The organism is Pseudomonas bharatica (assembly GCF_048586865.1).
GTDB lineage: Bacteria > Pseudomonadota > Gammaproteobacteria > Pseudomonadales > Pseudomonadaceae > Aquipseudomonas > Aquipseudomonas bharatica.
Map to the genome: position 1 here is coordinate 24609 of NZ_JBMAWR010000025.1, position 24522 is coordinate 49130.

Here is a 24522-nt window from a genome sequence, read left to right on the forward strand (position 1 = left end):
CCCCTGACCGCTTCAAAGGAGCACCGCACATGACGACATCTCGACCGGTCAGCCACCTCTCCTTCGTGCGCGCCAGTGCAGGGCGCTCGGCAGAGCTGGGCGAACGTCTTCAACAATTGCGCGAGCCGACCCGCAGCACCCCGGGTTGCCTGGGCTTCAGCCTGCAACGCTCGTCTTGCGACAGCCACCTCTGGTTGCTCAGCAGCCAGTGGCAGGATCCATTGGCGATGAACGACTACTTCCACTCGCCCAGCCTGCAACTGTTCGGCGAACTGGTGCAGGCACGGGTTCTGGAAAGCCTCGATCTGCACACCTTCAGCTAGAATGACGGCCTTTTTCGCAATCATCGGGTTTGACGACAATGGCGCGCAGGGTATTCGTAGGGTTTGAAGCGGTCGCGGCGATGGTGCCGACCGAGGGTGGCTACCATGCCGCGATCGCGGTAAAGGGCCTGGGCGCCGTGGGCGCGCCGACCTTCCACAAGGTACTCGATGGCCAGGTGTTCAAGACCGCCACCGCCGCCGACGAAGCGGCGAATGCCGAACTGCAGCGCCTGCAAGGCGTCAGCGCCGACGCCGAGCTGGTCTGGTAGGCGCGCTTCAGCGCTGCGGGCGGCCCATCTTGAACAGGTTGCCCAATTCGAAATAGTCCGCCGGGCCGCCGCCACGCAGGATCGGCTCGGCGGCAGCGGTATCGTAGATACCGTCCTTGAGCAGATGCTCGGCAATATGCACCGCCACCACTTCGCCCAGGATCAGCCAGCTTGGTATCGGTTCCTGATCGGCGCGCTTGAGCTGGATGATCTGGCTCACCTTGCACTCGAACGACACCGGGCTCTCCTGCACCCGCGGCACCGCGATCACCCGCGAGGCTGCCGGGGTCAGTTGGCTCAGGGCGAATTCATCGACCTCCGGCGCGACTGGCGCGCAGCTTTGGTTCATCGCCTCGGCCAGCGGACGGGTGGCCAGGTTCCAGGCGAACTCACCGGTCTGCTCGATATTGTTCAGGCTGTCTTTGCGCCCGACGCTGCAGAAACCGATGATCGGCGGAATGTAGTTGAAGGCGTTGAAGAAACTGTAGGGCGCCAGGTTCAGGCGGCCTTCGGCGTCGTGGGAAGAGATCCAGCCGATCGGGCGCGGACCGACAATGGCATTGAACGGATCATGGGGCAGGCCGTGGCCTTTGGCGGGTTCGTAATAGTACATCGGGCGGGCCTTGTTGGCGGGTACAGGGGGAAGGACACCTAGTGTGCCAAGAGTGGCGGGCCCTGAAAACGATTAAGCCCGGCCGAAGCCGGGCTGTGGAAGGTGAAACCGCAGGTCTTAGCTGAAACGATGGGCCTGGGTGCGGTCGAAACCATCGGCGGCGAATTGAGCGCCCTTGGTGCGATCGAAGCCGTCTTCGGCGAATTTGGCGCCGTTGGTGCGATCGAAACCGTCTTCGGCGAATTTGGCGCCGTTGGTGCGATCGAAGCCGTCTTCGGCGAATTTGGCGCCGTTGGTGCGATCGAAGCCGTCTTCGGCGAATTTGGCGCCGTTGGTGCGATCGAAGCCGTCTTCGGCGAATTTGGCAGCGCCGGTGTGATCGTAGCCATCTTCGGCGACTGCGGCCGCCTGGGCTTGCGGGTGGCTGAAGTTATGGCTGCCAGTGCGGTCGAAGCCGTCGGCGGCAAAGGCGTTGGCGGTCAGGACAGAGAAGGCCAGGGTCAGGATCAGTTTGCTTTTCATGGTGGTTGCTCCGGGGTAGTGAGTGGGTTGCTTGTTTCTATGGGTTTGATACTACGCCGATTAATTTGATTAAAAAGCGCAAAAAATCGGCCATAAGTATCGACTAAATCGATTTAATGGCATTCGCGGATCCCTGTGGGAGCGGGTTCACCCGCGATTACGTCAGTGAATTCACCACCGTAATCGCGGGTGAACCCGCTCCCACAGGGATCTGCGCCGCTCAAAGGAAAAATGAAAGAATTTTCACCTACGCATTTTTCATTTTTCACCCACGCTTTTTTCATCGCTCCCTGAGCAATCTCCGCGGCACTTGACCCTGGAGCGATTCCCACAATGAATAAACTTCCGCAAATCACCCTGGCGTTCTGGATCATGAAGATCTGCGCCACCACCCTTGGCGAAACCGCCGGCGACCTGCTGTCGATGACCCTGAACGTCGGCTACGCGCTAAGCTCGGTGATCCTGATCAGCCTGTTCCTCGCCACGCTGCTGGCGCAGTTGGTCTCGCGCAAATACCACCCGGCGCTTTACTGGCTGGTGATCCTCTCCACCAGCACCGCCGGCACCACCATGTCCGACTTCATGGACCGCACCCTGGGCCTGGGCTACGCCACCGGCTCGGCGATCCTGATCGGTATCCTCGCGTTGACCTTCGCCCTGTGGCGCATGAGCGGCAACACCCTCAACGTCAACCACATCAGCAGCCGGCGCGGCGAGATCTTCTATTGGGTGGCGATACTGTTCTCCAACACCTTGGGCACGGCGCTGGGCGATTATCTGGCGGACGATTCGGGGCTGGGCTTTGCCGGTGGTGCGCTGCTGATCGGTTCTGCGATCTGCCTGGTGGTGATCGCACGCTACGTGACCCGGATTTCGCCGGTGGCGCTGTTCTGGATCGCCTTTGTCCTGACCCGGCCGTTCGGCGCGACCCTGGGGGACTTCCTGACCAAACCCTACGAGAAGGGCGGGCTGGATTTCGGCACCGTGGGCTCGTCGGCAGTGCTGGGCGGGGTACTGCTGCTGATGGTGGGGATGGCTTATTACTTCAATGCCCGGCGTGTGCAGCGGGTGGTTGGAACCGTCTGACAGCGGGAACAAAAAAGCCCCCGACCTTCCGGCCGGGGGCTTCGCTTTTCAGCAGATCGACTCAGTCAGTCACGATCCGCGAGTGCTTCTGCGTGTCCTTCATGAACACATACACCAGCAGCGAGCAGGCGATGCAAGCGGTGACGTACCAGTAGTAGCCGGTCTCCATGCCCGCGCTCTTGAACCACAGCGCTACATATTCAGCCGTACCGCCGAAGATCGATACGGTCAGCGCGTACGGCAGGCCGACGCCCAGCGCGCGGATCTCGGTAGGGAACAGCTCGGCCTTCACCACGGCGTTGATCGAGGTGTAGCCGCTGACGATGATCAGCGCCGCCATGATCAGGAAGAACGCGCCCCACCAGCTTTGCACGGTGTGCAGGGTCGAGAGGATCGGCACAGTGAAGATCGTGCCGAGTACACCGAAGGCGATCAGGATCGGACGCCGGCCGATCTTGTCCGACAGCGCGCCGATCACCGGTTGCAGGCACATGAACAGGAACAGGGTGGCCGCCGAGATCATGGTCGAGTCGGTGATGCTCATACCCACGGTGTTGACCAGGTACTTCTGCATGTAGGTGGTGTAGGTGTAGAACGCCAGGGTGCCGCCCATGGTCAGGCCGACCACGGTGGCGAGTTCCTTCGGATGGCGCAGCAGGGTGCGCATCAGGCTTTCCTTGGCCTTGGGCTTTTCCTTTTTGGTGAAGGACTCGGTCTCTTCCATGCCGCGGCGCAGGTACAGCGCAACCACCGCGCACAGCGCGCCGATCACGAAGGGTACGCGCCAGCCCCAGGCGTACAGTTGCTCGGTGGTCAGGGTCTGTTGCAGGACGATCAGCACGGCGAGGGCGATGAGCTGGCCGGAGATCAGGGTCACGTACTGGAAGCTGGAGAAGAAACCACGGCGTTTCTTGTCGGCCATTTCGCTGAGGTAGGTGGCCGAGGTGCCGTATTCGCCACCCACCGACAGGCCCTGCATCAGGCGGGCGATGACCAGCAGTATCGGCGCGGCGACGCCGATGGTTTCATAGCCCGGGGTCAGGGCGATGACCAGGGAGCCGAAGCACATCAGCAGCACCGAAGCCATCAGCGCCGCCTTGCGTCCCTTGCGGTCGGCGTACAGGCCCATCAGCCAGCCGCCGATCGGGCGCATCAGGAAGCCCACGGCGAAGATCGCGGCGGTGTTGAGCAGTTGCGCAGTGGTGTCGCCGGCGGGGAAGAAAGCCTTGGCGAAGTACAGGGAGAATGCGGCGTAGACGTACCAGTCGTACCACTCGACCATGTTGCCCACCGACCCGCTGAAGATCGATTTGAGGCGGCTGGAGGTGGTCTTTGGCGCAGCCGTGGCAGTGGCTGCCCCGGCAGGCAGGGTGGAAGTGTTATCCATTGGACGGAACCTTCATGTTGTTTTTGTGGTGGCGCGTTGGAGCGCGGCCTGCGGGGGCTATAGCAGGAGGTGTGCCAGGGGGATCAAGGTGGTCCCATCGGTGGCAACGCCAGCTCCCACAAGTCCGCTGCAGGCCGCGGAATCAGGGCTCGGCACGGACCTTGTGGGAGCTGGCGTTGCCAGCGATGAGGCCGGTACAGGCAACAACAATGAAAGGATCAATAAGCGGATTTCCGCCTATGGAATGCAGGAAGCAAGCGGAAATCCGCTCATGGCCTATCGAGAAAATCCTCCCGCACCAGCCCATGGCGCTGCATTTTCTCGTTCAGGGTCCGCCGCGGCAGTTGCAGCTCCTCCATCACGGCCTTGATTTCCCCTTTATGCCGGCGCAGCGAGGTACGCAGGCAGTTGGCCTCGAACGCCTCGCTCTGCGCAGCCAGCGAGGAGTCCGCCGCCACCTGCGGCGCCGAGGGATCGCTCAGGCCCATGGCATGGCGTTCCGCCGCATTGGCCAGCTCGCGCACGTTGCCTGGCCAGTCATGTCCGAGCAATTGCCCGAGCTGGGCGATGCTCAACGGCGGCGCGGTGCGGCCGATGCGCTCGGCGGCATGCCGGGCGAAATGTTCGAACAGCAGGGGAATGTCCTCGCGCCGTTCGCGCAGCGGCGCCAGGCGCAGCTCGGCAATGTTCAGCCGGTACACCAGGTCCTCGCGAAAGCGCCCGGCGCGGGCTTCTTCGAGCAGGTCCGGCTTGGTCGCGGCGACGATGCGCAGATCCACCTCGATGCTCTGGTTGGCCCCCAGACGTTCAAGCTTGTGCTCCTGGATCACCCGCAGCAGCTTGGCTTGCTGCGCCAGGGGCATGCTTTCGATCTCGTCGAGAAACACCGTGCCGCCGTTGGCATATTCCAGCTTGCCGATGCGTTTGCCCTGGGCGCCGGTAAAGGCCCCGCTCTCGTGGCCGAACAGCTCGGCCTCGAACAGGTGCTCGGGGATAGCCGCGCAGTTCAGGGCCACGAAGGGCTTGGCGGCCCGCGGCCCGAAATCATGCAGGCAACGGGCGACCTGCTCCTTGCCGCTGCCGGTTTCGCCGCGGATCAGCACGTTGACCGGCAACGCCGCCAGTTCCAGCACCTGGCGGCGCAACTGCTGCATGCCCTGGGTCATGCCGAGCAGGGTGGCTTCGAGGCGGGTCCTGAGATCGGCCTGTTCGTGCAGGCGGCGGTTCTCCAGGATCAGTCGGCGTTTCTCCAGCGCCCGTTGCAGGCTGCCCAGCAGGCTTTCCGGGCTGAAGGGTTTTTCCAGGAAGTCGTAGGCACCGTTGCGCATGGCCTCCACCGCCATCGGCACATCACCGTGGCCGGTGAGCAGGATCACCGGCAGGTCGGCATCACGCGCTTGCAGCGCTGCCAGCAGTTGCAGGCCATCCATGCCGGGCATGCGTACATCGCTGAGGATCACCCCGGGGAAATGCGCCGGCAGTTGCGCCAGGCACTCTTCGGCGCGGCTGAACGGCTGCACCTGGAAACCAGAGAGCCCCAGCCATTGCTGGACCGCCGTGCGGATGCTGGCTTCATCGTCGACGACAATCACCGAATTCAACATACGGGCTCCGGATCACGGGCAAGGGTAAAGCTGAAACGGGCGCCGCCCGGCTGGTTCTCGACCACCAGGCGGCTGCCGGCCTCGTGGATGATGCCATAGGAAATCGCCAGGCCCAGCCCCAGCCCCTCACCTACCGGCTTGGTGGTGAAGAACGGATCGAAGACATTGCCCAGGTGTTCCGGAGCGATGCCGCCGCCGCTGTCCAGCACGCTCAGGCGCCAGCCATCGGTCTCGGCCTCGATGCGGATTTCCAGGCGGCGAAAGCCCTTGTCGAGCATGGCGTCGAGGGCGTTGTGCAGCAGGTTGATCAGTACCTGTTCCAGGCGGATCGCATCGCCGCGCACCCAGGCCGGTCGCGCCAGGTACAGCGCGGTGCTGACGTTTTCCGCGCGGATGCGTGCATCCAGCAATTGCAGGGCGTGGTCCACCACCGTGGCCAGGTCCAGCCGTTCGCGCAGGCCGCTGGGGCTGTTGCGGGCGAAGGTCTTGAGGTGGCCGGTGAGCGAGGCCATGCGCGTGAGCATCTGTTCCAGCGGCACCAGGGCCTGGCGGGCGTCTTCCAGGCGATCGTGGTCCAGCAGCAGGCGCAGGGTCGCCAGTTGCATGCGCTGGGCCGTCAGTGGCTGGTTCAGTTCGTGGGCCAGGGCGGCGGACATCTGCCCCAGCGCCGCCAGCTTGGTCGATTGCACCAGGCCTTCCTGGGCAGTGCGCAGCTCGCGCGTGCGTTCTTCCACCAACCGCTTCAACTCCTCGCGGCTGCGCTGGCGCAGGCGGGCCAGGCGCAGGCGCTGGCTGACGAAGAGCACGGCGAAGACCAGGCTCAGCCATATCGCCGCCGCCGCCAGCGCGGCATTCCTGCCGTCGTTGCCGGTCTGTGGCTGGCGCAGCAGGTGCAAAGTCCAGCCTTCGCTTTCCAGCGGCAGGCTTTCCCACAGGTAATCGACCGATCCCTGTGGCCCCTGCACCCGCACCAGGTTGCTGGTGTCGTCGAAGCGTTCGAGCACCTGGCGCTGCAGCGGTACCAGCGCTTGCTTGTCGTATTGCCGGGTCTGTTCCAGCTCGTTGAAATCATGGGCCGACAGCGTATTCAGCTTGCGATAGCGCCAGCCATCCTGGTTGGCGATGAAGATGATCCCGCGCGAGTCGGTGACCAGCACCACGTCGTTGCCCTGGCGCCACTCCCGTTCAAGCTCGGGAAACTCCAGCTTGACCACCATGGCGCCGAGGAAGCCCTGCTGTTCGTCGGTCACCGCACTGGAGAGGAAATAGCCGGGAATCCCGCTGGTCACGCCGACCGCATAGAAGCGCCCGGTGCCCTGGCTGCGGGTCTGCTTGAAGTAAGGGCGGAACGCATAGTTATGACCCACGTAGGTGGTGGGCAGCCGCCAGTTGCTCGCAGCCACGGCCAGGCCGGTGCGGTCGAGCAGTTCCAGGGTCGAAGAGTTGGCCGCGCCGTTGATGCGCTCCAGCTTGTGGTTGAGATGGCCCTGGGTGGCTCCCTCGACCGGGCCGCGCAGGGCGCTGATCAGCTCGGGATCGAGGGCCAGCACCGCCGGCAGGGCGCGGTAGCGTTCGATCAGGGTATGCAGCGAGTTGGCGTACAACCCGAGCTGCTGGCTGGCGCGGGCGGCGTCCTCGAGCATTGCCTGCTGCTCGGCGTGCTGCCGCGCCCAGGTGGCGGCGATCAGGGTGCCGGCGGCGATCGCGAGGACGATCAGGCCCAGGCGCAAGGTGCGAAAGGAAAGCGACATGGCAGGCCATCCGGACGAGGGGGAAGGCCGGAGGGCGCTTCCCCTTGGGCGTGGCGACGCTTACAGCAGCTCGAAGCTCTGCTGCTGCACCGACTCGGAATCCAGGCCGACCTGTACGTTGAACTCGCCCGCTTCGGCGGCGTATTTCAACTGGCTGTTGTAGAACTTCAGGTCGTCCTCGCTGATGCGGAAGGTCACCGTACGTTCTTCGCCCGCCTTGAGCAGGATCTTCTGGAAGTTCTTCAGTTCCTTCACCGGCCGGCTCATCGACGCGGCGACGTCCTGCACGTACAGCTGGACCACGGTTTCGCCGTCGCGCTTGCCGGTGTTCTTCACCGTGACGCTGGCTTCCAGGCTGCCGCCTTTCTTCAGGGTCTTGCCCGACAGGGTCAGCGGCGACAGTGAGAACTCGGTATAGCTCAGGCCATAGCCGAACGGATACAGCGGGCCGTTCGGCTCCTCGAAGTACTGCGAGGTGTAGTTGCCTGGTTTGCCCGGGGTGAACGGCCGGCCGATGCGCATGTGGTTGTAGTACATCGGGATCTGCCCCACCGAGCGCGGGAAGGTGATCGGCAGCTTGCCCGACGGGTTGTAGTCGCCGAACAGCACGTCGGCGATGGCGTTGCCGCCCTCGGTGCCGGAGAACCAGGTTTCGAGGATGGCGTCGGCCTGCTCGCGCTCCCAGGCGATCGACAGCGGACGGCCGTTCATCAGTACCAGCACCAGCGGCTTGCCGGTGGCCTTCAGGGCCTTGATCAGGTCGCGCTGCACCGCCGGGATTTCCAGGGTGGTACGGCTGGAGGATTCGTGGGACATGCCACGGGATTCTCCGACCACGGCCACCACCACGTCGGCGCCGCGGGCGGCCTTGACCGCTTCGTCGATCAGCACCTGGGCCGGACGCGGGTCGTTGACGATTTCCGGGGCGTCGAAGTTGAGGAAGTTCAGGTAATCGAACATCGCCTTGTCGCCGGTGATGTTCGAGCCCTTGGCATAGACCAGCTTCGCCTTGTCGCCGATGGCGCGGCGCAGGCCTTCGCGGACGGTCACCGAATGCACCGGCTTACCGTCGGCGGCCCAGCTGCCCATCATGTCGATCGGTGCATCGGCCAGCGGGCCGACCAGGGCGATGGTGCCGCTCTTCTTCAGCGGCAGGGTCTGCGCGCGGTTTTCCAGCAGCACCAGGCCGCGGCGCGCCACGTCGCGGGCGGCCTCGCGGTGCAGGCGGGCGTCGGCGTAGTAGTCCGGCACATCGTTCTCGGCCTTGCCGATACGCACGTAAGGGTCCTTGAACAGGCCCATGTCGTACTTGGCACCCAGCACTTCGCGTACCGCCTGGTCGAGCTCGCCCTGGCTGACTTCACCGGACTTGAGCAGGCCCGGCAGTTCCTCGCCGTACAGGGTGTCGTTCATGCTCATGTCGATGCCGGCCTTGATCGCCAGCTTCGCCGCTTCGCGGCCGTCGCGGGCCACGCCATGGCGGATCAGTTCCTGGATGGCGCCGTGGTCGCTGATGGTCACCCCATCGAAGCCCCATTCCTTGCGCAGCAGGTCGTTCATCAACCAGGTGTTGGAGGTGGCCGGAACGCCGTTGATCGAGTTCAGCGCCACCATCACCCCGCCGGCACCGGCGTCGATGGCCGCACGGTAGGGAGGCAAATAGTCGTTGTACATCTTCGGCAGGCTCATATCGACCGTGTTGTAGTCGCGTCCGCCTTCCACCGCGCCGTACAGGGCGAAGTGCTTGACGATGGCCATGATGCTGTCCGGCTCGGCCGGGCTCTTGCCCTGGAACGACTCGACCATCACCTTGCCGATCTTCGAGGTCAGGTAGGTGTCTTCGCCGAAGCCTTCGCTGGTGCGGCCCCAGCGCGGGTCACGGGCGATATCGACCATGGGTGCAAAGGTCATGTCGAGGGAGTCGGCGGCGGCTTCGACGGCCGAGGTGCGGCCGACGGTGGCGATCGCCTGCATGTCCCAGGACGAGGCCATGCCCAGGCCGATCGGGAAGATGGTGCGGTTACCGTGGATGGTGTCGTAGGCGAAGAACATCGGGATCTTCAGGCGGCTGCGCATGGCGGCGTCCTGCATCGGCCGGTTCTCCGGGGCGGTGCGCGAGTTGAAGGTACCGCCGATGCGGCCGGCGGCGATCTCCTCGCGGATCTTCTCCCGGGGCATTTCCGGGCCGATGGAGATCAGGCGCAACTGGCCGATCTTCTCGTCCTGGGTCATCTGGCCCAGCAATTTGTCGATGAAAGCCTTCTTTTCCTGCAACTGCGCGGCGGCGGCGGAGGTATCGGCCAGGGCGACCTGACTGGCCAGGCTGACGAGCAGACCCAGCAAACACAGTTTCTTCATGAATTCTGTTCTCGTGGCTCACACCGGTATTCACGGGCGATACCGGCCAGCCGAAATTGGGGGAGCGGCTATTGTTGTAGTTTGCTGGGGCACGTTTTTAGCCGATGGAACCCGTACTCGCCAGCAGCGGTCACGGATTATGCCTCAAGTGCGGCGGCAAACGGACAAACAAGGAGCTTCACACGATGGTTGCAATCACCCGTGGCAAAACCTGGGTGCTGATCCTGCTCGCCAGCCTGCTGGCTGGCTGCGGCATCAACAACATTCCCAGCTACGACGAACAGGTCAAGGCGGCCTGGGGCCAGGTGCAGAACCAGTACCAGCGCCGCGCCGACCTGATTCCCAACCTGGTGGAAACCGTGAAGGGCTACGCCAGGCATGAACAGGACACCCTCACCGCGGTGATCGAAGCCCGGGCCCGGGCCACCTCGATCCAGGTGGATGCGAAAACCCTCGACGATCCGGAAAAGCTCAAGCAGTTCCAGGCCGCCCAGGCCCAGTTGACCGGTGCGCTGAGCCGCTTGATGGTGGTGGCCGAGCAATACCCCAACCTCAAGGCCGACCAGAATTTCCTCGCCTTGCAGTCCCAGCTCGAAGGCACGGAAAACCGCATCGCCGTGGCGCGCAAGGACTTCATTGCGGCGGTGCAGAAGTACAACACCGAGATCCGCACCTTCCCCGGGCGCATCTGGCACAGCCTGATGTACAGCGACCTGCCGCTGCGCGAGAGCTTCGAGGCCACCAGCGCCAATGCCGACAAAGCGCCTGAAGTGAAGTTCTGATGCGCGCGTTCAAGGCCTTTGCCTTGCTGGCGCTGCTGCTGGCAGCGCTGGTGGTGCGTGCCGACGTGGTGTTTCCCGCGTTGAGCGGGCGGGTGGTGGACGATGCCAACCTGCTTGACGCCCACACCCGCGTCCAGTTGAGCCAGATGCTCGAAGCCCATGAACAGGCCACCGGCGAGCAGGTGGTGGTGGCCACGGTGCCTGACCTGCAGGGTTTGCCCATCGAGGAGTACGGTTATCAACTCGGCCGGTACTGGGGCATCGGCCAGAAGGGCAAGGACAACGGTGCCCTGCTGATCGTCGCACCGCAGCAGCGCAAGGTGCGGATCGAGGTGGGTTACGGTCTGGAAGGGCTGCTCACCGATGCGCAGAGCTCGGTGATCATCAACCGCATCATTCTCCCGGCTTTCAAGCGTGGGGAGATGAGCCAGGGCATCGTCCAGGGCAGTGCGGCGATCCTCCAGGTGCTCGGCGGCAACCCGCTGGCGCAGCCGTCCCGGGCCAGTGCCGCGGACGGCGAGGGCGAGCCGCCGTCGTTGTGGGCGATTGGCTTGTTCATCGTACTGGTGGTGGTTGTGCTTTACCTCCAGGGCCTGGGTGGCGGAGGCCGGCGCGGTGGGCCGGGCGGCGGATTCGGTGGCGGGTTTGGCGGACTGGGCGGTGGTCGCGGAGGTGGCGGCGGCTTTGGTGGAGGAGGCGGCAGCTTCGGCGGTGGCGGCTCCTCCGGTAGTTGGTAAGTCGATCGCGGACCTTGTGGGAGCGGGTTCACCCGCGATTGCAATAGTGAGCCCACCACCGCAATCGCGGGTGAACCCGCTCCCACAGGAGGCGTGTTGTTCTTTAGATTTTTGTTAAGGAAGCTCCATGGCACTACTCAACGAATTCCAGCAACGCCAGGTCGCCGAGGCCATCGCCGCCGCCGAGCGCGAAACCGATGCCGAACTGGTCACCGTCCTGGCCCGCAGCGCTGACGACTACGCCTATGTCCCGCTGGTCTGGGCCAGCCTGCTGGCGCTGCTGGTGCCGGGACTGCTCTTCTACCTCACCGGCTGGTTCAGCGCCCACGGCCTGCTGCTGACCCAATGGCTGACCTTCATCGTGCTGGTCCTGATCCTGCGGTTACCCGTCTTCACCAGCCGCCTGGTGCCGCGCCGGGTTCGCCAGTGGCGCGCGTCGAACCTGGCCCGCCGTCAGTTCCTCGAACAGAACCTGCACCACACCGCCGGCCGCACCGGGGTGCTGATCTTTGTCTGCGAGGCGGAGCGCTACGTGGAGATACTGGTGGACGACGGCATCGCTGCGCGCCTTGAAGACCAGGTCTGGGAGGCACTCGTCGCCACGTTCACCGCCCAGGTCCGCGCCGGCCAGGTGCTTGAAGGCTTCCTCACCTGCATCGCTGCCTGCGGTGATCTGCTCAAGGCCCATGTTCCGGCCACCAGCCAGCGCAACGAACTGCCCAATCGCCTGGTCCTGCTGGAGTGACGCGCTGATCGAAAACCTGTGCGCTGGCCGGGCATCCACGTAAAATGCCCGGCATTGAACCCGAGGCACCCCTTTCCCATGTCTGCTATTCCCTCCACCCAGGCCGCGCCGGATGCCCGTGCGCAGTTTCTCGCCCTGCTCGCCGACGCCCTGCACCAGCAGTCCCTGGTCAAGCTGGTACTGGCCCGGCATGTCGGCGACGAAGCCGACCTGCAGCGCATCACTGCCAAGCCGCTGACCGTCAAGGGCACGCCCAGCCTGCAATTCGTCTATCGCTACAAGACCCGCGACATCACCCGCAACCTGGCCCTGGACGAGGCCCTGGCGCAGATCGGCGAATGGCTGCCGGGCTCGTTCCGCAATGCCCACCTGCTCAGCCTGGCGGATGAAGCGCAACTGGAATTCAGCAAGAAGGGCAAGCCCATGCTCCACCGCAACGCCGCGCAACAGGTGCGCCAGGTTGCGGCAGGCGAGCATGACCGCGAGAAGAAGCGCTACCTGGAACTGAGCCGGCCCTTCCTTCACGACCTGGGCGTGACCGACAAGCAGCAGGCGCTGATTCCGGCGATGTCGCGCAAGTGGAAGCAGATCAACAAGTTCATCGAAGTGTTCTCCCACGCCTTCGGCAGCGTGGCGTTGCCGGCCGAACAGCCGGTGCGGGTGGCGGATTTCGGCTCGGGCAAGGGTTACCTGACCTTCGCCATCCACGATTACCTGAGCAATACGTTGCAGCGCCCGGCGCAGGTCACTGGCGTGGAACTGCGCGCGGACATGGTCGAGCTATGCAACAAGGCCGCCAGCCACCTGGAGCACCCGGGGCTGGTGTTCGAACAGGGTGATGTGCGCAGCGTGGTGCCGGCCAGCATCGACGTGATGATCGCCCTGCATGCCTGCGATATCGCCACCGACTACGCGATCCATACCGGCATCCGTTGTGGTGCCGCGATCATCATGTGCTCGCCGTGCTGCCACAAGCAGATCCGCCCGCAACTGAGCAGCCCGGGGCTGCTCAAGCCGATGCTGCAATACGGCCTGCACCTGGGCCAGCAGGCCGAGATGCTCACCGACAGCCTGCGGGCCCTGTATCTGGAAGCGTGCGGGTACGAAACCAAGGTGTTCGAGTTCATTTCGTTGGAGCACACCAACAAGAACAAGATGATCCTGGCGACCAAGCGCAAGGAGGCGGGGGATCCTGCTGTGTTGCTCGGAAAGATTGCCGAGTTGAAGGCGTTCTATGGGGTTTCGGAGCACTGCCTTGAAACGCTGCTGCGGGCTGATGGGTTGATTTGAGGGGGTGGCTGATGGCCTCATCGCTGGCTTGCCAGCGATGAGGCCGGGATGGGCAACCATCCATAAACTGTTGCATATCAGTCGTGAACTTCACCGATTTCCGACTTTCTTGTAGGCAATTTCCCAAGCATACTCCCCGACCCCGCCTGGTGGTTGCGTCATGTGGAAACGCTGCCTAGTCTGCGTCGGTCGTCGCGATATTGACGATGCCGGATTAGCAGTTCGGCTATGAGCAAACCATCAGCCAGCGCTTTATGGCGGCTGTACGTGTGGGCGCCTTTGGGCGCGCCGGGTTTGCTCATTGACCGGTCTGCTAACCCACGTACAGTCGCCACCCTTCGTTTAGCAGCGGATGTGACCCACTCGAACTTCAGTGAGCACCACATCATGAAAAAGCTTGTCCCCGATCCACCTCCCGCCCTCTGCGTCGGCCCCGGCCTCTCCCATGAAGAAGCCATCACCCGCGCGGTGGAACACCTCACCAGAGCCATCCTCAAGACCTCGTACCTTCCCGACCCGCCCGATGCACGGCACCGGGAAATGCTCAGTGACGCCGTGCTGAACATGCGGATCTCCAAGGCCTTGCTGGCGATTGCCCAATCGCCGTCGCCGGTGACCATACCGGTATGAAAAAAGCCGCGGGGCCTGGCTCCGCGGCTTTGTCGTTTATGGCTGCTGTACGCGAGGGCACCTCAGGGTGCGCCGGGTTTGCTCGTTGACCGGTCTGCTAACTCTCGTACAGCCGCCTCCACCCCCCTCAGAAGAACCGCGTCACATTCACCCTGGCATTGCGCCCGGTGCTGTAGACGTTGTTGTCACTCAGCATCGGCGCGTAATCCCGGTTGAACATGTTGTCGAGGACAAAGTTGACCTCGGTGCCCTTGAGGTAGGGCTGGCGCGGCTTCCAGCTGGCGAACAGGCCCTGGACGTTGTAGGCGTCGTTGGCGCGATGGTCCCAAGCGCTGTCGCCGAGGGCGCTGCCCAGGTCGCCCGGGCCGTACTTGTCGCTGGGCAGGCGGTCGGTCTGGCGCACCCATAGGCCTTTCCAGCCCACCACCGCGTCCCATTCGGGAATCTTCACGCCCAGGCGCGCCACCCATTTCGGTGCCTGCACATCCCGCGCCCAGACATCCTCTGCCCAGGGGTTGGTGTAGGCACCTTCATGCTTGCCGGTCATCCAGGTGTAGGACAGGGTGCCGAACAGCCTGCTGGAGTCGTAGAAGCTTTCCACCTCGAAGCCCTTGTAGGTCACGCCGTCGAGGTTGCGGTAGTTGCCGATCAGGTAGTTGCCGCAGGCCCTGCTGATACTGGCGCCGGTCGGGTTCTGCGCCTGGCACTCGACGCCGAGGTTCTTGAAGATCTCGTCCTTGACCTTGTTGTGGAACAGCGTGGTGCGCACCTGCAGGTTGTCGTCGTTGAACAGCAACCCGGAGAAGTCGGTGACATTACCGGCGCGCAAGGCGGTGATGCGTTCCGGGTCGAGGTCGCGGCTGGTGGCGCTGCGGGTGCTCGCGGCGCTCTGCACTTCGTACTGCTCGTCGATCACCGGGGCCCGCCAGGTTTTCGAGTAGTCGGCGAAGAAGGCGGTGTTATCGGTGGCACGCCAGAACAGCGCCAGGCGCGGCGACCAGCCGGTGTAGGTCTTGTCACCGTAGTCATGGCCGGCGGAGGCGACGTTGTAGAACGGTGCGTCGTTCTGCTCGCCACGGTTGCGCACGTGGTCGTAGCGCAGCGACGGGGTGAGGGTCACCTGGCCCAGGGTGATGGCGTCCTGCACGTAGGCGCTGTTGGTGTCCACCTTGCCGTGTGGCATGAAGGCCGGTTGGAAATGGCCGTAGTTGTAGTTCCGGGTGTTGTACGTGGCACCGGGCATCCACATGTCGACGTCCCGGGCATGCCGGTGCAGTTCGACGCCGGTGGTCAGCGAGTGCTCCAGCACGCCGGTGTCGAACTGCGAGGTGTTGCGCACTTCGACGTTGCGGTCCTTGTACTCGGTATCCATCCTGCGCCCGCCGGTGGCGAGCTGGAAGAAGGCGTTGGGCCCGCGCTCGTCAGTCTGGTCGACGTCGGATTCCGAGTATTTCACCTCGAGGTTGAGCCACGGGTTGTCCACCGGCTGGTAGCGGTATTTCACCGACCAGGTGGTGTCGATGGTTTCGCGGTCGGCCAGGAAGCGGCGAATGGCCTGGTCGTAGCCGTAGCGGTCGATGTTGGCCTGGGTGGGTGGCGTCGAATAGTTGGTCGACGAATAGCGGGTCATGCGCTCGTTCTTCGAGCGCGAGTAGGAGAGGCCGAGGGACTGCTCGTCGGTGAGCTGGACATTCAGCTTGAACAGCCCGCCTTCCAGGTCCTGGGCGCTGTCGGGCAGGCGCTTGGGGTTGATCGGGTACTGGTTGCGCGGGTCGGGCAGCGACGAGGCCAGCTTGAAGTCGTCGCCATCGCGCTTGGTCAGGTACACCAGGGCGTCGATGCGGCGGTCCTCGGTGCGGCCGAACAGTGCCGAGCTGTACACCTGCTGATGATCGTTGCTGGAGTAGCCGTACTTGACCATCGCGCCGCTATCGCGACCTTCTTCGAGCAGGTCCGGGGCGTCCTTGGTGGTCATGTTGACACTCCCGCCGAGGCCGCCGTTGCCGACGAAGGGCGAGTGCGGGCCTTTCTCCACTTCGATGTGCTTGATCAGTTCCGGCTCGATGAACATGGTGCCTTGCTGGTAGCGCTCGAAGCCGGTCTTGGTCGCGCCATCGACGGTCAGCTGGATGTCCTCGGCGTCGCCCATGCCCCAGATATTGATCTTCTGTCCGCCGGGCAGCATCGAGCCGGCCATCTCCACACCGGGCAGGGTGCTCAGCAGGGTGGGCACGTTGTTCGCCTGTTCGCGATCGATATCGCGCTGGGTCAGGGTCGAGCGGCCGACGGTGGCGGGGGTGACCTGCTGGCCGTCGCCGACAATGCTCAGGGCGCCAAGCTGGAGGCTGGTGTTGTCGTTGCCGGGAGGCGTGGTCTCGCTCTCCCGGGCCCGGACCACGAAGGTGTTGCCGACCTTGACCAGGGCGAAGCGGCTGCGGGCGAGCAGGCGGGTGATGGCTTCCTCGGCGCTGAACTCGCCGTTGATGGCCGGCGCGGACACATTGCGCAGCAGGTTTTCGTCGAACAGCAATGGCACCTTGGCCTGCTGCGCCACCTGGCTCAGCGACGTGGCCAGCGACTGCGCCGGCAATTGCAACTGCACCGGCGCGGCCTGGGCCTGCAGGCTCAGGGCCAGGCACACGGCAAGCAGCGATGGGCGGGCTGACAACGGCTTGAAAGCTCGAAACATGAATTCCCCCGGAACGGCCAAAGGCCAAAAAAAGACGGTGTTGACGGCGCAGTCGGGGAGGAAGACGCGGGGCGGGGGAAAACCCTCACCTGCGAATGAAAATATTTCTTACCAAGCTCTTCTGAGACAGAACACGGACCCTGTGGGAGCGGGTTCACCCGCGATTGCGTCGGTGAATTCACTACCGTAATCGCGGGTAAACCCGCTCCCACAGGGTTTTGCGGTGTTGCGCGAATCTCACTTGCGCTCGATACGCATCCGCCCGTCCGCCAGCGCCACGGTCTTCACCGGCAGCAACACCGGCAGGGCATTCAGCAGTGCATCCGGATCATGTACATCGAGGTTGCCGGAAACCTTGTATCCGGCCAGCCCCGGATCGGCCAGCAGCACCGCCGCCGGCCGGTACAGCGACAGCTCGTCCACCAGGCTCGCCAGCTCGCGATTGCGGAACGCCACGTGCCCGCCGCGCCAGTCAGCCACTTCGCCGTCGCTCAGGGTCTGCCGGCTCAGGTCGCCACGGGCCAGGTTGTACACCGCGCGCTGGCGTTCGCCCACCAGCAAGGGCTGGCGACGTTCCCCCGGGGTTTCGAAGGCGACCAGGCCATGGGACACGCTGAGCACCAGCTCGCGCTCGCCGCGGCGCAGATCGAAGGCCGTGCCCACCACCCGCAAGCGCGCAGTGCCAGCATCGACGAAGAGCGGCCGTTCCTTGTCCGGGGCGACATCCAGATAGACCTGGCCCTGCTCCAGATGCACCAGGCGCCGCTCGGCATCGAAGTCGATGCTCAGCCGCGTGTTGGCATTGAGTTGCAGGCGTGTGCCATCGGGCAGGGTGACGTTGGCGGGCTGTCCGTCCTGGCTGGACAGCTGGCGCTGGACCGAGGTGGCAGGCACGCCGATAGTGCCGGCGAGCAGGGCGCAGACCAGCGCCGCCGCCGTTGCCAGCGCGGGGCGCCAGGACGCGGTCCTGCGTGGCCGCAACTGGACCGGTTTGTCCAGGGCCTTCAGCGCGGCGAGATCGTCCCACAGCTCTTCGAACTGCTGGTAGGCGCGGGCGTGGCCGGGCTGTTCCAGCCACTGCGCGAACGCCTTGCGCGAGGCCCGCGTGTGGTCGTTGCGGTTGCGCGTGAACCAGCTCGCCGCCTGGGCGTCGAGCGAACGGATGTCCGTTTCAGGTAGGGTCATTCCGGTTGCTCCGCAACGTTGTCACTGTCCAGGCGCTGTTTGCAGTAGAGCAATCCAGCGGCGATGTGCTTTTCCACCATGCTGACGGAAATCCCCATGCGTGCGCTGATCTGTGCCTGACTCAAACCTTCGAAGCGGTGCAGCATAAGGGCTTCGCGGCGGCGCGGCGAGAGTTCGGCCAGGACTATTTTCAAGCGTTCCAGGCGTTGCATGCGCTGCGCTGCAGCCAGGGGATCGGCCGAGCAAGCTTCGCTGGTGCCTGCTTCTCCACTGTCGGCCTGGTCGTCGATCACCCCATGGCGGACTTTCTGTCGGCGCCAATGATCGCGCAGCAGGTTGCGTGCCATCTGGAACAGGTACGCGCGCGGCTGCTCGACCCGGGCCCGGTCGCGGTAGCCCAGCCATTGGGTGAAGACGTCCTGGGTCATGTCCGCGGCATCGCTGGCGTTGTCCATGCGCTTGCGCAGGAAATGCAGGATATCGGCGTAGAAGCCATGGCAGGCGTCCTGTGCGAAGCGATCGGGTTTGGTGCGCTGCATGCGAACTTTCCAGGAAATGCCGGAAGGGAAAGGTCGCAAATGTTATCGAGAATTATTGCTATTTGCTACTCGATATCAGTGGCGTCGCCGAGTGATCGCCGTCGGTGCTGGAACATTAAGGTCGGCACTGCCCAGCGGGTGGCTGGTGGCGTCGAAGAAATACAGGGCGATATCCGGCGTTTCCCCGAAGATGCGCATGAAATGCTGCTTCTGGCTGATGATGGCGGCCTCGCTCAACGGCAGGATCGCGATGGCCAGATGAGGCGGCCGGGCCTGCTGGATCGCGTGCAGCAGATGGCGGTCGGCGCGGTCCAGGTGATGGCCGAACAGGCACAGGCCTTCAGCATGGTTGGACAGGGCCGCGTAGCTCCAGGTCAGGTAGTCGGAGCTGCGGATCGCCCTGAGCTTGTGCTCGCTGGTGCATTCGTTGACGAACAGGGGCACGTCCCCCGGCGTGTTGATGGCAAAACCGTCGAGCAACTGGCTGCCAGTGGCGGCGCGCAGGCGTGTACCGCCGTTTTCGGTGCGCAGCAGGTGCAGGCCGCCATGCAGGTAGTGCAGGCGGGTGCCTTGGCCGTGGGTGCGGCTGACATCGAAGTGACCATCCTCGTCGAACAGCGACTGGAAGCCTTGCGGGTCATGGCTCATCGCCCAATGGCAGAGCAGGTCGTAGTTGCCGCTGAACACGCTGCGGTAGTTGCGCAGTTCGCTGTTGATCGTGGCGAGTGTGGCCTCGGGCAGCAGCTTCCAGGGGATGTGCACGCTGCGTACGGCATGGATCAGCGCTTCCTTGATCGCGTAATAGCGGTTCAGCGGCGCCGACGAGCCGATCGCCAGCGCGGCGTTGACCCGCACCGTGGTGTTGAGGGCGCTGAGCACGGGCTCGAACAGCTCGCTGCCCAAGGACTTGAACAGCGCCTGGTCGCTGACCCCGAGCGGCTTGTTGCGCACCCGCTGGGCGATTTCGAACAACGAGAAGTAGCTGAACGGCCGCCAGACCGCCCGGCTGGCACCATTGCCCAGCAGCAGGCCAGTGCAGGGATGGCGGGCGGCAAGGTCTGGCCAGGAGGCGAGGGAGGCGTCTAGGTCGGCGGTCATGGCGTATCTCGTAGGAATCTGTTGCAAATCGGCAGGGCGGGACTTTAGCACGCTACGGGTTGTCATCCGGGACGGCGACTATGCTTCGGGCCGGTTTTTACAAGGAGACAGCCAATGCGATTGAAGGACATCTGCCTGGGCCTGGCCCTGTTCGGCCTCACTTTCCAGATCCAGGCCAGCGACACTGCGGCGCTGGCGAAAGCCCAAGGCATACCGTATCCCGCCGTTATCGCCCACCGTGGTGCTTCCCATGACGCCCCGGAATCCACCGCCCCGGCCTACCAGCTTGCCCGGGACCTTGGTGCCGACTACCTGGAGCTGGATCTGCAACGCAGCCGTGATGGCGTGCTGGTGGTGGTGCATGATGACGACCTGGGTCGCACCAGCGACGTGGCCGAGCGTTTTCCCGAGCGCAAGGCCAGTCCGGTCAGTGCCTTCACCCTGGCCGAATTGAAGACGCTGGATGCCGGCAGCTGGTTCAACCGTGCTTACCCGGACCGCGCGCGACCCGCCTTCGCTGGCTTGAAGATCCTCACCCTGGACGAGGTGATGGATATCGCCGAAGCCAATCCGGCGCGCACGCCGGGGCTGTATATCGAGACCAAGGTGCCGAACCAGTTTCCCGGGATCGAACAGGAGCTGCAAAAGGCCCTGGAAAAGCGCGGCTGGCTCGATCAGCCCGGGCGGGTAGTGTTGCAGACCTTCGACCGCAACAGTCTGGCCCTGCTGCACAAGGCCATGCCGCAAACGCCGAAGGTCTTGCTGTTGTGGCTGGGCAAGGACCATGTCGAGGCAGCGCCGGGCCAGGCCTTCGCCGAATCCGGCCTGCCCGACAAGGCTGCCTGGTATGCCCGCCAGCAGCCGAAGGACCGTGGCGAATTCGAGCGCTGGCTGGACATCGCCAAACACACGGGCGCCGTCGGCATCGGGCCGTCCACCGCACTCGCCGCCGGCGGCGAGCAGAGCTATGCCGACCTGGCCCAGCCGTGGATGAATCGCATGGCGCATGAAAAGGGCCTGCTGGTGCATGTCTACACCGTCGATGAGCCGGTGGATTTCAAGCGGGTCAGCGAGGCGGGCGTGGATGGCATCTTTACCAACAGGCCGGGTGCGCTGCTGAAATACCATGGCCGACCGGTCGCGCAGGATGAAGCGCTGCTGCTCGGGGCCGGCGGCTGGTAAGCCTCCCTGGAGGCGGCGTAGACTGCGGCCTCCACCTTTTGGGACCCCAGCGTCATGACCTTCTCGCTGCTGCTCGCTGTGCTTGCTTCCGGCTTCATCTACGGCATCACTCCGGGGCCCGGAGTGCTGGCCGTGCTCGGTATCGGCGCCACCCGCGGCCGGCGTGCCGGCGCCGGGTTTCTCTGCGGTCATCTGCTGGGAGATGTGCTCTGGTGCAGCACTGCATTGGTGGCGATCGTCGGGGCGCGGCAGATCGGCAGCTCGGTGTTCGACATCCTTGGCGTAATCAGCGGCCTGTACCTAGGCTGGCTGGGCTGGCGGGCGTTGCGCAGCCAGCCGGGCAATGGCGCCGAGCAGAGCGCGGTGCGGCGGCCGTTCTGGCATGGCGTGGTGTTCGGGCTGACCAATCCCAAGGCTTATCCGGTGGCGGTAGCGACCTTCACCGCGCTGTTGTCGAGCCGGGCCGAAGCGCTGGACTGGTCGATGCTGCCGGCGTTGATTGCCCTGAGTTTCCTCGGCGGGCTGCTGGCGTACCTGATTCTGATCGTGCTGGTCGGGGCGCAGCAGGTGCGTACCTTGTATATGCGCTATGAGCTGTGGATTACCCGGGCTTGCGGGGTGATGTTCATCGGGTTTGCGCTGAATGCGCTGATGCATGCCGTACCGGGGCTGATACCTCGGAAAGGCTGATGGCCTCATCGCTGGCAAGCCAGCTCCCACAGGTGCGGTGCATGCAATCCCTGTGGGAGCTGGCTTGCCAGCGATAGGGGCCCTCAAGAACTAAGGAAGATTCGGAACGGGCGCGGCTTTCCCGGCATCCGTCTCCTCCCTCCTGACCCGGTTACGCCACAACCGATAAGCCCGGATTCCCGCCCTGACCGACCCATACAGCAGGTGGTTCTCCATCTCCCGCGCCAGCCCCGAGCGCACCAGCATCCGCAGGAAGGTCCCGCGTGCCCGGGCGATCCCCAGCTCGATGCCACGGGCCTTGAGGGTATCGCGCACTTCCCGCAACGCCGCGATGCCGCTGACATCGATGCTGCTCACCGCCTCGGCATCGAATAGCACCGCCTTGGCATCGCCCTCGCGCTGTACCGCTTCGAGCAGGCGCATCTTGAAGTAGTCGGCATTGAAGAACAGGATCGCGTCGTCGAAGCGGTACACCACCAGCCCCGGCACGGTGCGCGCGTCCTTGTGCCGGCTGATGTCCACCTGGCCCTCGACCCCCGGCGCCCAGCCCAGCACCGCATCGGTGGGCTGGTAGATGCTGTAGAGCAAGCGCAGGATCGCCAGGGTCACGGCGATGATGATGCCCGGCAGCACGCCGACGCCGAGCACGCCGATGGTGGTGAGCACGCAGAGGCACAGTTCGAAACGGCTCAATGCCCAGATCTTGCGCAGCGACTGGATATCGATCAGGCCCCAGCCGGCCATCAGCAGCACGGCGCCCAGCGCCGCCTGGGGAATCCAGGCCATTGGTGCGGTGAAGAACATCAGGATCAGCGCAATCACCAGCGCGGCGACGATGCCCACCAGTTGGCTCTTGCCGCCGACCATGTCGTTCACTGCGGTGCGCGAGTCGGCGCCGCTGATGGCGAAGCCCTGGGACACCCCGGCGGCCAGGTTGGACACGCCGAGGGCGACGAATTCATGGTTGGCGTTGATCGCATAGCCATGCCGCGCGGCGAAGCTGCGGGCGGTGAGCATGGCGCTGCAGAAGCTCACCGTGGCGATACCCAGGGCATCGCGCAGCAGGCTTTTCATTTCTTCCAGGGAGGTCTGCGGCCAGGCCAGCTCAGGCATGCCGCCGGGCACATGGCCGAGTACCGCGACACCATGGTTGTCGAGGCCGAAGACGCCGGCGATCAGGGTGAACACCGCCACCGTCACCAGCGCCGCCGGCAGTTTCGGGTAGCGGCGCGGCAGCCAGATCAGCAAGGCCAGGGCCGCCAGGCCGATGCTCAGGGTCAGCCAGCGGATCTCGTCGAGGCGCTGGAAGAAATTGATCATGGCGAGGATGAAACCGCTGCCTTCGATCTTGAACCCGACCACCTTGCCCAGTTGTCCGGCCAGCAGGCTCAGGCCGATACCGTTGAGGTAGCCGATCAGGATCGGTCGCGAGAAAAAGCTGGCGATGAAGCCGGCCCGGGCCACCCCGGCGGCGATCAGCATCAGGCCGACCAGCACCGTGACCACCACCGACAATTGCAGCAGGCGATCAGGGTCGCCCATGGCCAGCGGCGCGATGGCCCCGGCGACCATGGCGCAGGTGGCGGCGTCGGGCCCGACCATCAGTTGCCGGGAACTGCCCACCAGGGCGTATACGATCATCGGCAGGATGCACGCATACAGGCCAACCTGCGGCGGCAGGCCGGCGATCTGCGCGTAGGCGATGGCGATGGGGATCTGGATGGCGGCCACCGACAGGCCGGCCTGCACGTCCGCGCGCAACCACTCGCGCCGGTAATGCAGCAGGTTGGCCAGGCCCGGAAGCCAGCGGGAAAGAAACATGTTCAGGTCCTTTTGATGTATCTGACAGACGCTAGCGCAAAAGCCCGGCACCCGGCGCTTCGGGGAGAAGGTCGGGAGGGATTGGGCATTTGGCCAGCATCGTAACCGCTGGAGAAGGAGGAGGCCAATCGGGGGAGGTTGAAATACAGAGCGTTGGTTCATACCGAACCCTGTGGGAGCGGGTTCACCCGCGATAGCGGTAGTGGATTCACCATCGTAATCGCGGGTGAACCCGCTCCCACAGGGGCTGTGTTGGTCTTTCGATTATTCAGCCCACTCGGGATCCCCGGTAAACACCACGGTCAACCAGCGATCCGGCCCTTCGCCGCCAATGGCCTCGCCGATCTCGTCGCGCCAGGCGTCCCATTCGGCGATATTCCGCGCCGGCATGGTCCTGGGCACGATGAAGTACAGCTCGATCTCCCGCGAGCGCCCGACCTTCGCAACGTAGGCCCGATACGACAACATGGCGTGCCGCTCGACGAACGCCTGCGCCACGTCGTCCACATGCTGCTTGAGGTCACCTGGGGTGACCAGGAACATATCCGCCAGGGCCTGGCGAATCACCGACAGCGGCAGCGGAATGATCACCAGGCACACCAGCCCCAGCACCGCCGGGTCGATATAGGGCGAGATCCACTCCCACTGCGTGCCCTGCACCGCAATACCCACGCAGAACGCGATCAACAACGCTGCGGTGATACTGGCTGACATCACCCAGCCTTTCACATCCATGCGCACGAAGTCCGAGCCGATCCGTCGGTTGGCCCGGGCCTCCAGCACGGCGATGGTCAGGCAGGCGATCACCGTCAATACGGCATAGATCAGCGCCAGGCCGAACTCCAGGTCGCGCCCGCCTTCGAGCAGGCTGAGCACGGCGTTGATCAGCGCATAGACCGCCACCCCGGTAAGCAGGATGCCGTTGAGCGCCAGGACCATCGGCTCCAGGTGCCAGAAGCCCATGGTGAAGCGCTCGCGCAGCTTGCGCGACAGGTGTGCACTGCGGGTGTGGGCGGTGATCAGCCGCACCACCACCAGCGACAGCCCGCTCATGCTCGCGTCCACCATCGAGTAGACGCCGTCGAAGACGATCGAGAACGAGCCCGAAGCGAGGCCGAAGCCGATGCCGATCGCGGCGATGAACAGGGTGACGGCAATGGACGTACGCAATACGCCCTGCTCGTCGTTCAAATCGAAAAACCTGGTTGCCACCACGGGCCT

General features: G+C 64.4%; 22 protein-coding genes. 10 read left to right on the forward strand and 12 right to left on the reverse strand.

The window, feature by feature from the left end:
* The first annotated feature begins 29 nt into the window (after positions 1-29).
* Entirely contained in the window at positions 30-323 is a 294-nt protein-coding gene (locus tag ACKLLE_RS22510) for an antibiotic biosynthesis monooxygenase family protein (RefSeq protein WP_420059099.1), read from the forward strand.
* A gap of 38 nt (positions 324-361) precedes the next feature.
* Positions 362-592 carry a hypothetical protein gene (locus tag ACKLLE_RS22515; protein ID WP_009401166.1) on the forward strand — a complete coding sequence of 77 codons (231 nt, stop codon included), beginning with the start codon at positions 362-364 and terminating at the stop codon, positions 590-592.
* A gap of 7 nt (positions 593-599) precedes the next feature.
* Here ACKLLE_RS22515 and ACKLLE_RS22520 read toward each other — a convergent pair whose 3' ends face one another.
* Both ACKLLE_RS22520 and ACKLLE_RS22525 read right to left on the reverse strand, forming a co-directional pair.
* Positions 600-1205 carry a flavin reductase family protein gene (locus ACKLLE_RS22520; RefSeq protein WP_420059100.1) on the reverse strand — a complete coding sequence of 202 codons (606 nt, stop codon included), beginning with the start codon at positions 1203-1205 and terminating at the stop codon, positions 600-602.
* A gap of 117 nt (positions 1206-1322) precedes the next feature.
* A complete protein-coding gene (locus tag ACKLLE_RS22525) occupies positions 1323-1727 on the reverse strand; it encodes a heme utilization protein (RefSeq protein WP_420059101.1) in 405 nt (134 codons plus the stop codon).
* Positions 1728-2060: 333 nt separating this feature from the next.
* Between ACKLLE_RS22525 and ACKLLE_RS22530 the strand changes: the two genes are divergently transcribed.
* The gene (locus tag ACKLLE_RS22530; RefSeq protein ID WP_064303431.1) at positions 2061-2813 is read left to right on the forward strand and encodes a COG4705 family protein; all 753 of its coding nucleotides are present in this window, start codon (positions 2061-2063) and stop codon (positions 2811-2813) included.
* A gap of 61 nt (positions 2814-2874) precedes the next feature.
* On the opposite strand, the gene ACKLLE_RS22535 is transcribed toward ACKLLE_RS22530, so the two are convergent.
* From ACKLLE_RS22535 to bglX, 4 genes are all read right to left on the reverse strand, one after another.
* The gene (locus ACKLLE_RS22535) at positions 2875-4200 is read right to left on the reverse strand and encodes an MFS transporter (RefSeq protein WP_279900345.1); all 1326 of its coding nucleotides are present in this window, start codon (positions 4198-4200) and stop codon (positions 2875-2877) included.
* A 269-nt stretch (positions 4201-4469) separates the two neighbouring features.
* Positions 4470-5804, reverse strand: a complete 1335-nt coding sequence (locus ACKLLE_RS22540; RefSeq protein WP_420059102.1) for a sigma-54-dependent transcriptional regulator — start codon at positions 5802-5804, stop codon at positions 4470-4472.
* Positions 5798-7555 (reverse strand): ATP-binding protein, encoded by a 1758-nt coding sequence (locus tag ACKLLE_RS22545; protein ID WP_420059103.1) that lies wholly within the window; start codon positions 7553-7555, stop codon positions 5798-5800. The genes ACKLLE_RS22540 and ACKLLE_RS22545 overlap by 7 nt, the downstream gene beginning before the upstream one ends.
* Positions 7556-7615: 60 nt before the next feature.
* Positions 7616-9913, reverse strand: a complete 2298-nt coding sequence (bglX, locus tag ACKLLE_RS22550; protein WP_420059104.1) for a beta-glucosidase BglX — start codon at positions 9911-9913, stop codon at positions 7616-7618.
* A 185-nt stretch (positions 9914-10098) separates the two neighbouring features.
* Between bglX and ACKLLE_RS22555 the strand changes: the two genes are divergently transcribed.
* The 5 genes from ACKLLE_RS22555 to ACKLLE_RS22575 all read left to right on the forward strand — a co-directional run bounded on the left by ACKLLE_RS22555 (position 10099) and on the right by ACKLLE_RS22575 (position 14097).
* Entirely contained in the window at positions 10099-10695 is a 597-nt protein-coding gene (locus ACKLLE_RS22555) for a LemA family protein (RefSeq protein WP_009401156.1), read from the forward strand.
* On the forward strand, positions 10695-11432 hold the full coding sequence (locus tag ACKLLE_RS22560; protein ID WP_064303426.1) for a TPM domain-containing protein: 738 nt from the start codon (positions 10695-10697) through the stop codon (positions 11430-11432). Before ACKLLE_RS22555 ends, ACKLLE_RS22560 begins: the two co-directional genes overlap by 1 nt.
* A 127-nt stretch (positions 11433-11559) precedes the next feature.
* Positions 11560-12177: a TPM domain-containing protein gene (locus ACKLLE_RS22565; protein WP_064303425.1), complete on the forward strand. Its 618-nt coding sequence runs from the start codon at positions 11560-11562 to the stop codon at positions 12175-12177.
* A 78-nt stretch (positions 12178-12255) separates the two neighbouring features.
* On the forward strand, positions 12256-13467 hold the full coding sequence (locus ACKLLE_RS22570; RefSeq protein WP_420059105.1) for a class I SAM-dependent methyltransferase: 1212 nt from the start codon (positions 12256-12258) through the stop codon (positions 13465-13467).
* A gap of 387 nt (positions 13468-13854) precedes the next feature.
* Positions 13855-14097: a hypothetical protein gene (locus ACKLLE_RS22575; RefSeq protein WP_009401152.1), complete on the forward strand. Its 243-nt coding sequence runs from the start codon at positions 13855-13857 to the stop codon at positions 14095-14097.
* A gap of 127 nt (positions 14098-14224) precedes the next feature.
* Here ACKLLE_RS22575 and ACKLLE_RS22580 read toward each other — a convergent pair whose 3' ends face one another.
* The 4 genes from ACKLLE_RS22580 to ACKLLE_RS22595 form a co-directional block, all read right to left on the reverse strand.
* The gene (locus tag ACKLLE_RS22580) at positions 14225-16786 is read right to left on the reverse strand and encodes a TonB-dependent receptor (protein ID WP_420059106.1); all 2562 of its coding nucleotides are present in this window, start codon (positions 16784-16786) and stop codon (positions 14225-14227) included.
* A 237-nt stretch (positions 16787-17023) separates the two neighbouring features.
* Positions 17024-17971 (reverse strand): FecR family protein, encoded by a 948-nt coding sequence (locus ACKLLE_RS22585; RefSeq protein WP_420059107.1) that lies wholly within the window; start codon positions 17969-17971, stop codon positions 17024-17026.
* The gene (locus tag ACKLLE_RS22590; RefSeq protein ID WP_420059108.1) at positions 17968-18510 is read right to left on the reverse strand and encodes an RNA polymerase sigma factor; all 543 of its coding nucleotides are present in this window, start codon (positions 18508-18510) and stop codon (positions 17968-17970) included. Before ACKLLE_RS22590 ends, ACKLLE_RS22585 begins: the two co-directional genes overlap by 4 nt.
* A 75-nt stretch (positions 18511-18585) precedes the next feature.
* Positions 18586-19608 (reverse strand): DUF4917 family protein, encoded by a 1023-nt coding sequence (locus tag ACKLLE_RS22595; protein ID WP_420059109.1) that lies wholly within the window; start codon positions 19606-19608, stop codon positions 18586-18588.
* A 114-nt stretch (positions 19609-19722) separates the two neighbouring features.
* Between ACKLLE_RS22595 and ACKLLE_RS22600 the strand changes: the two genes are divergently transcribed.
* Both ACKLLE_RS22600 and ACKLLE_RS22605 read left to right on the forward strand, forming a co-directional pair.
* Positions 19723-20790, forward strand: a complete 1068-nt coding sequence (locus ACKLLE_RS22600) for a glycerophosphodiester phosphodiesterase (protein WP_420059110.1) — start codon at positions 19723-19725, stop codon at positions 20788-20790.
* A gap of 54 nt (positions 20791-20844) precedes the next feature.
* Positions 20845-21480: a LysE family translocator gene (locus tag ACKLLE_RS22605; RefSeq protein ID WP_420059111.1), complete on the forward strand. Its 636-nt coding sequence runs from the start codon at positions 20845-20847 to the stop codon at positions 21478-21480.
* Between the two features lie 90 nt (positions 21481-21570).
* Here the strand turns inward: ACKLLE_RS22605 and ACKLLE_RS22610 are convergent, their stop codons facing one another.
* Together ACKLLE_RS22610 and ACKLLE_RS22615 are read right to left on the reverse strand one after the other, a co-directional pair.
* Positions 21571-23301, reverse strand: a complete 1731-nt coding sequence (locus tag ACKLLE_RS22610; RefSeq protein WP_420059112.1) for a SulP family inorganic anion transporter — start codon at positions 23299-23301, stop codon at positions 21571-21573.
* Positions 23302-23565: 264 nt separating this feature from the next.
* A complete protein-coding gene (locus tag ACKLLE_RS22615; protein WP_009401144.1) occupies positions 23566-24513 on the reverse strand; it encodes a cation diffusion facilitator family transporter in 948 nt (315 codons plus the stop codon).
* Positions 24514-24522 lie beyond the last annotated feature (9 nt).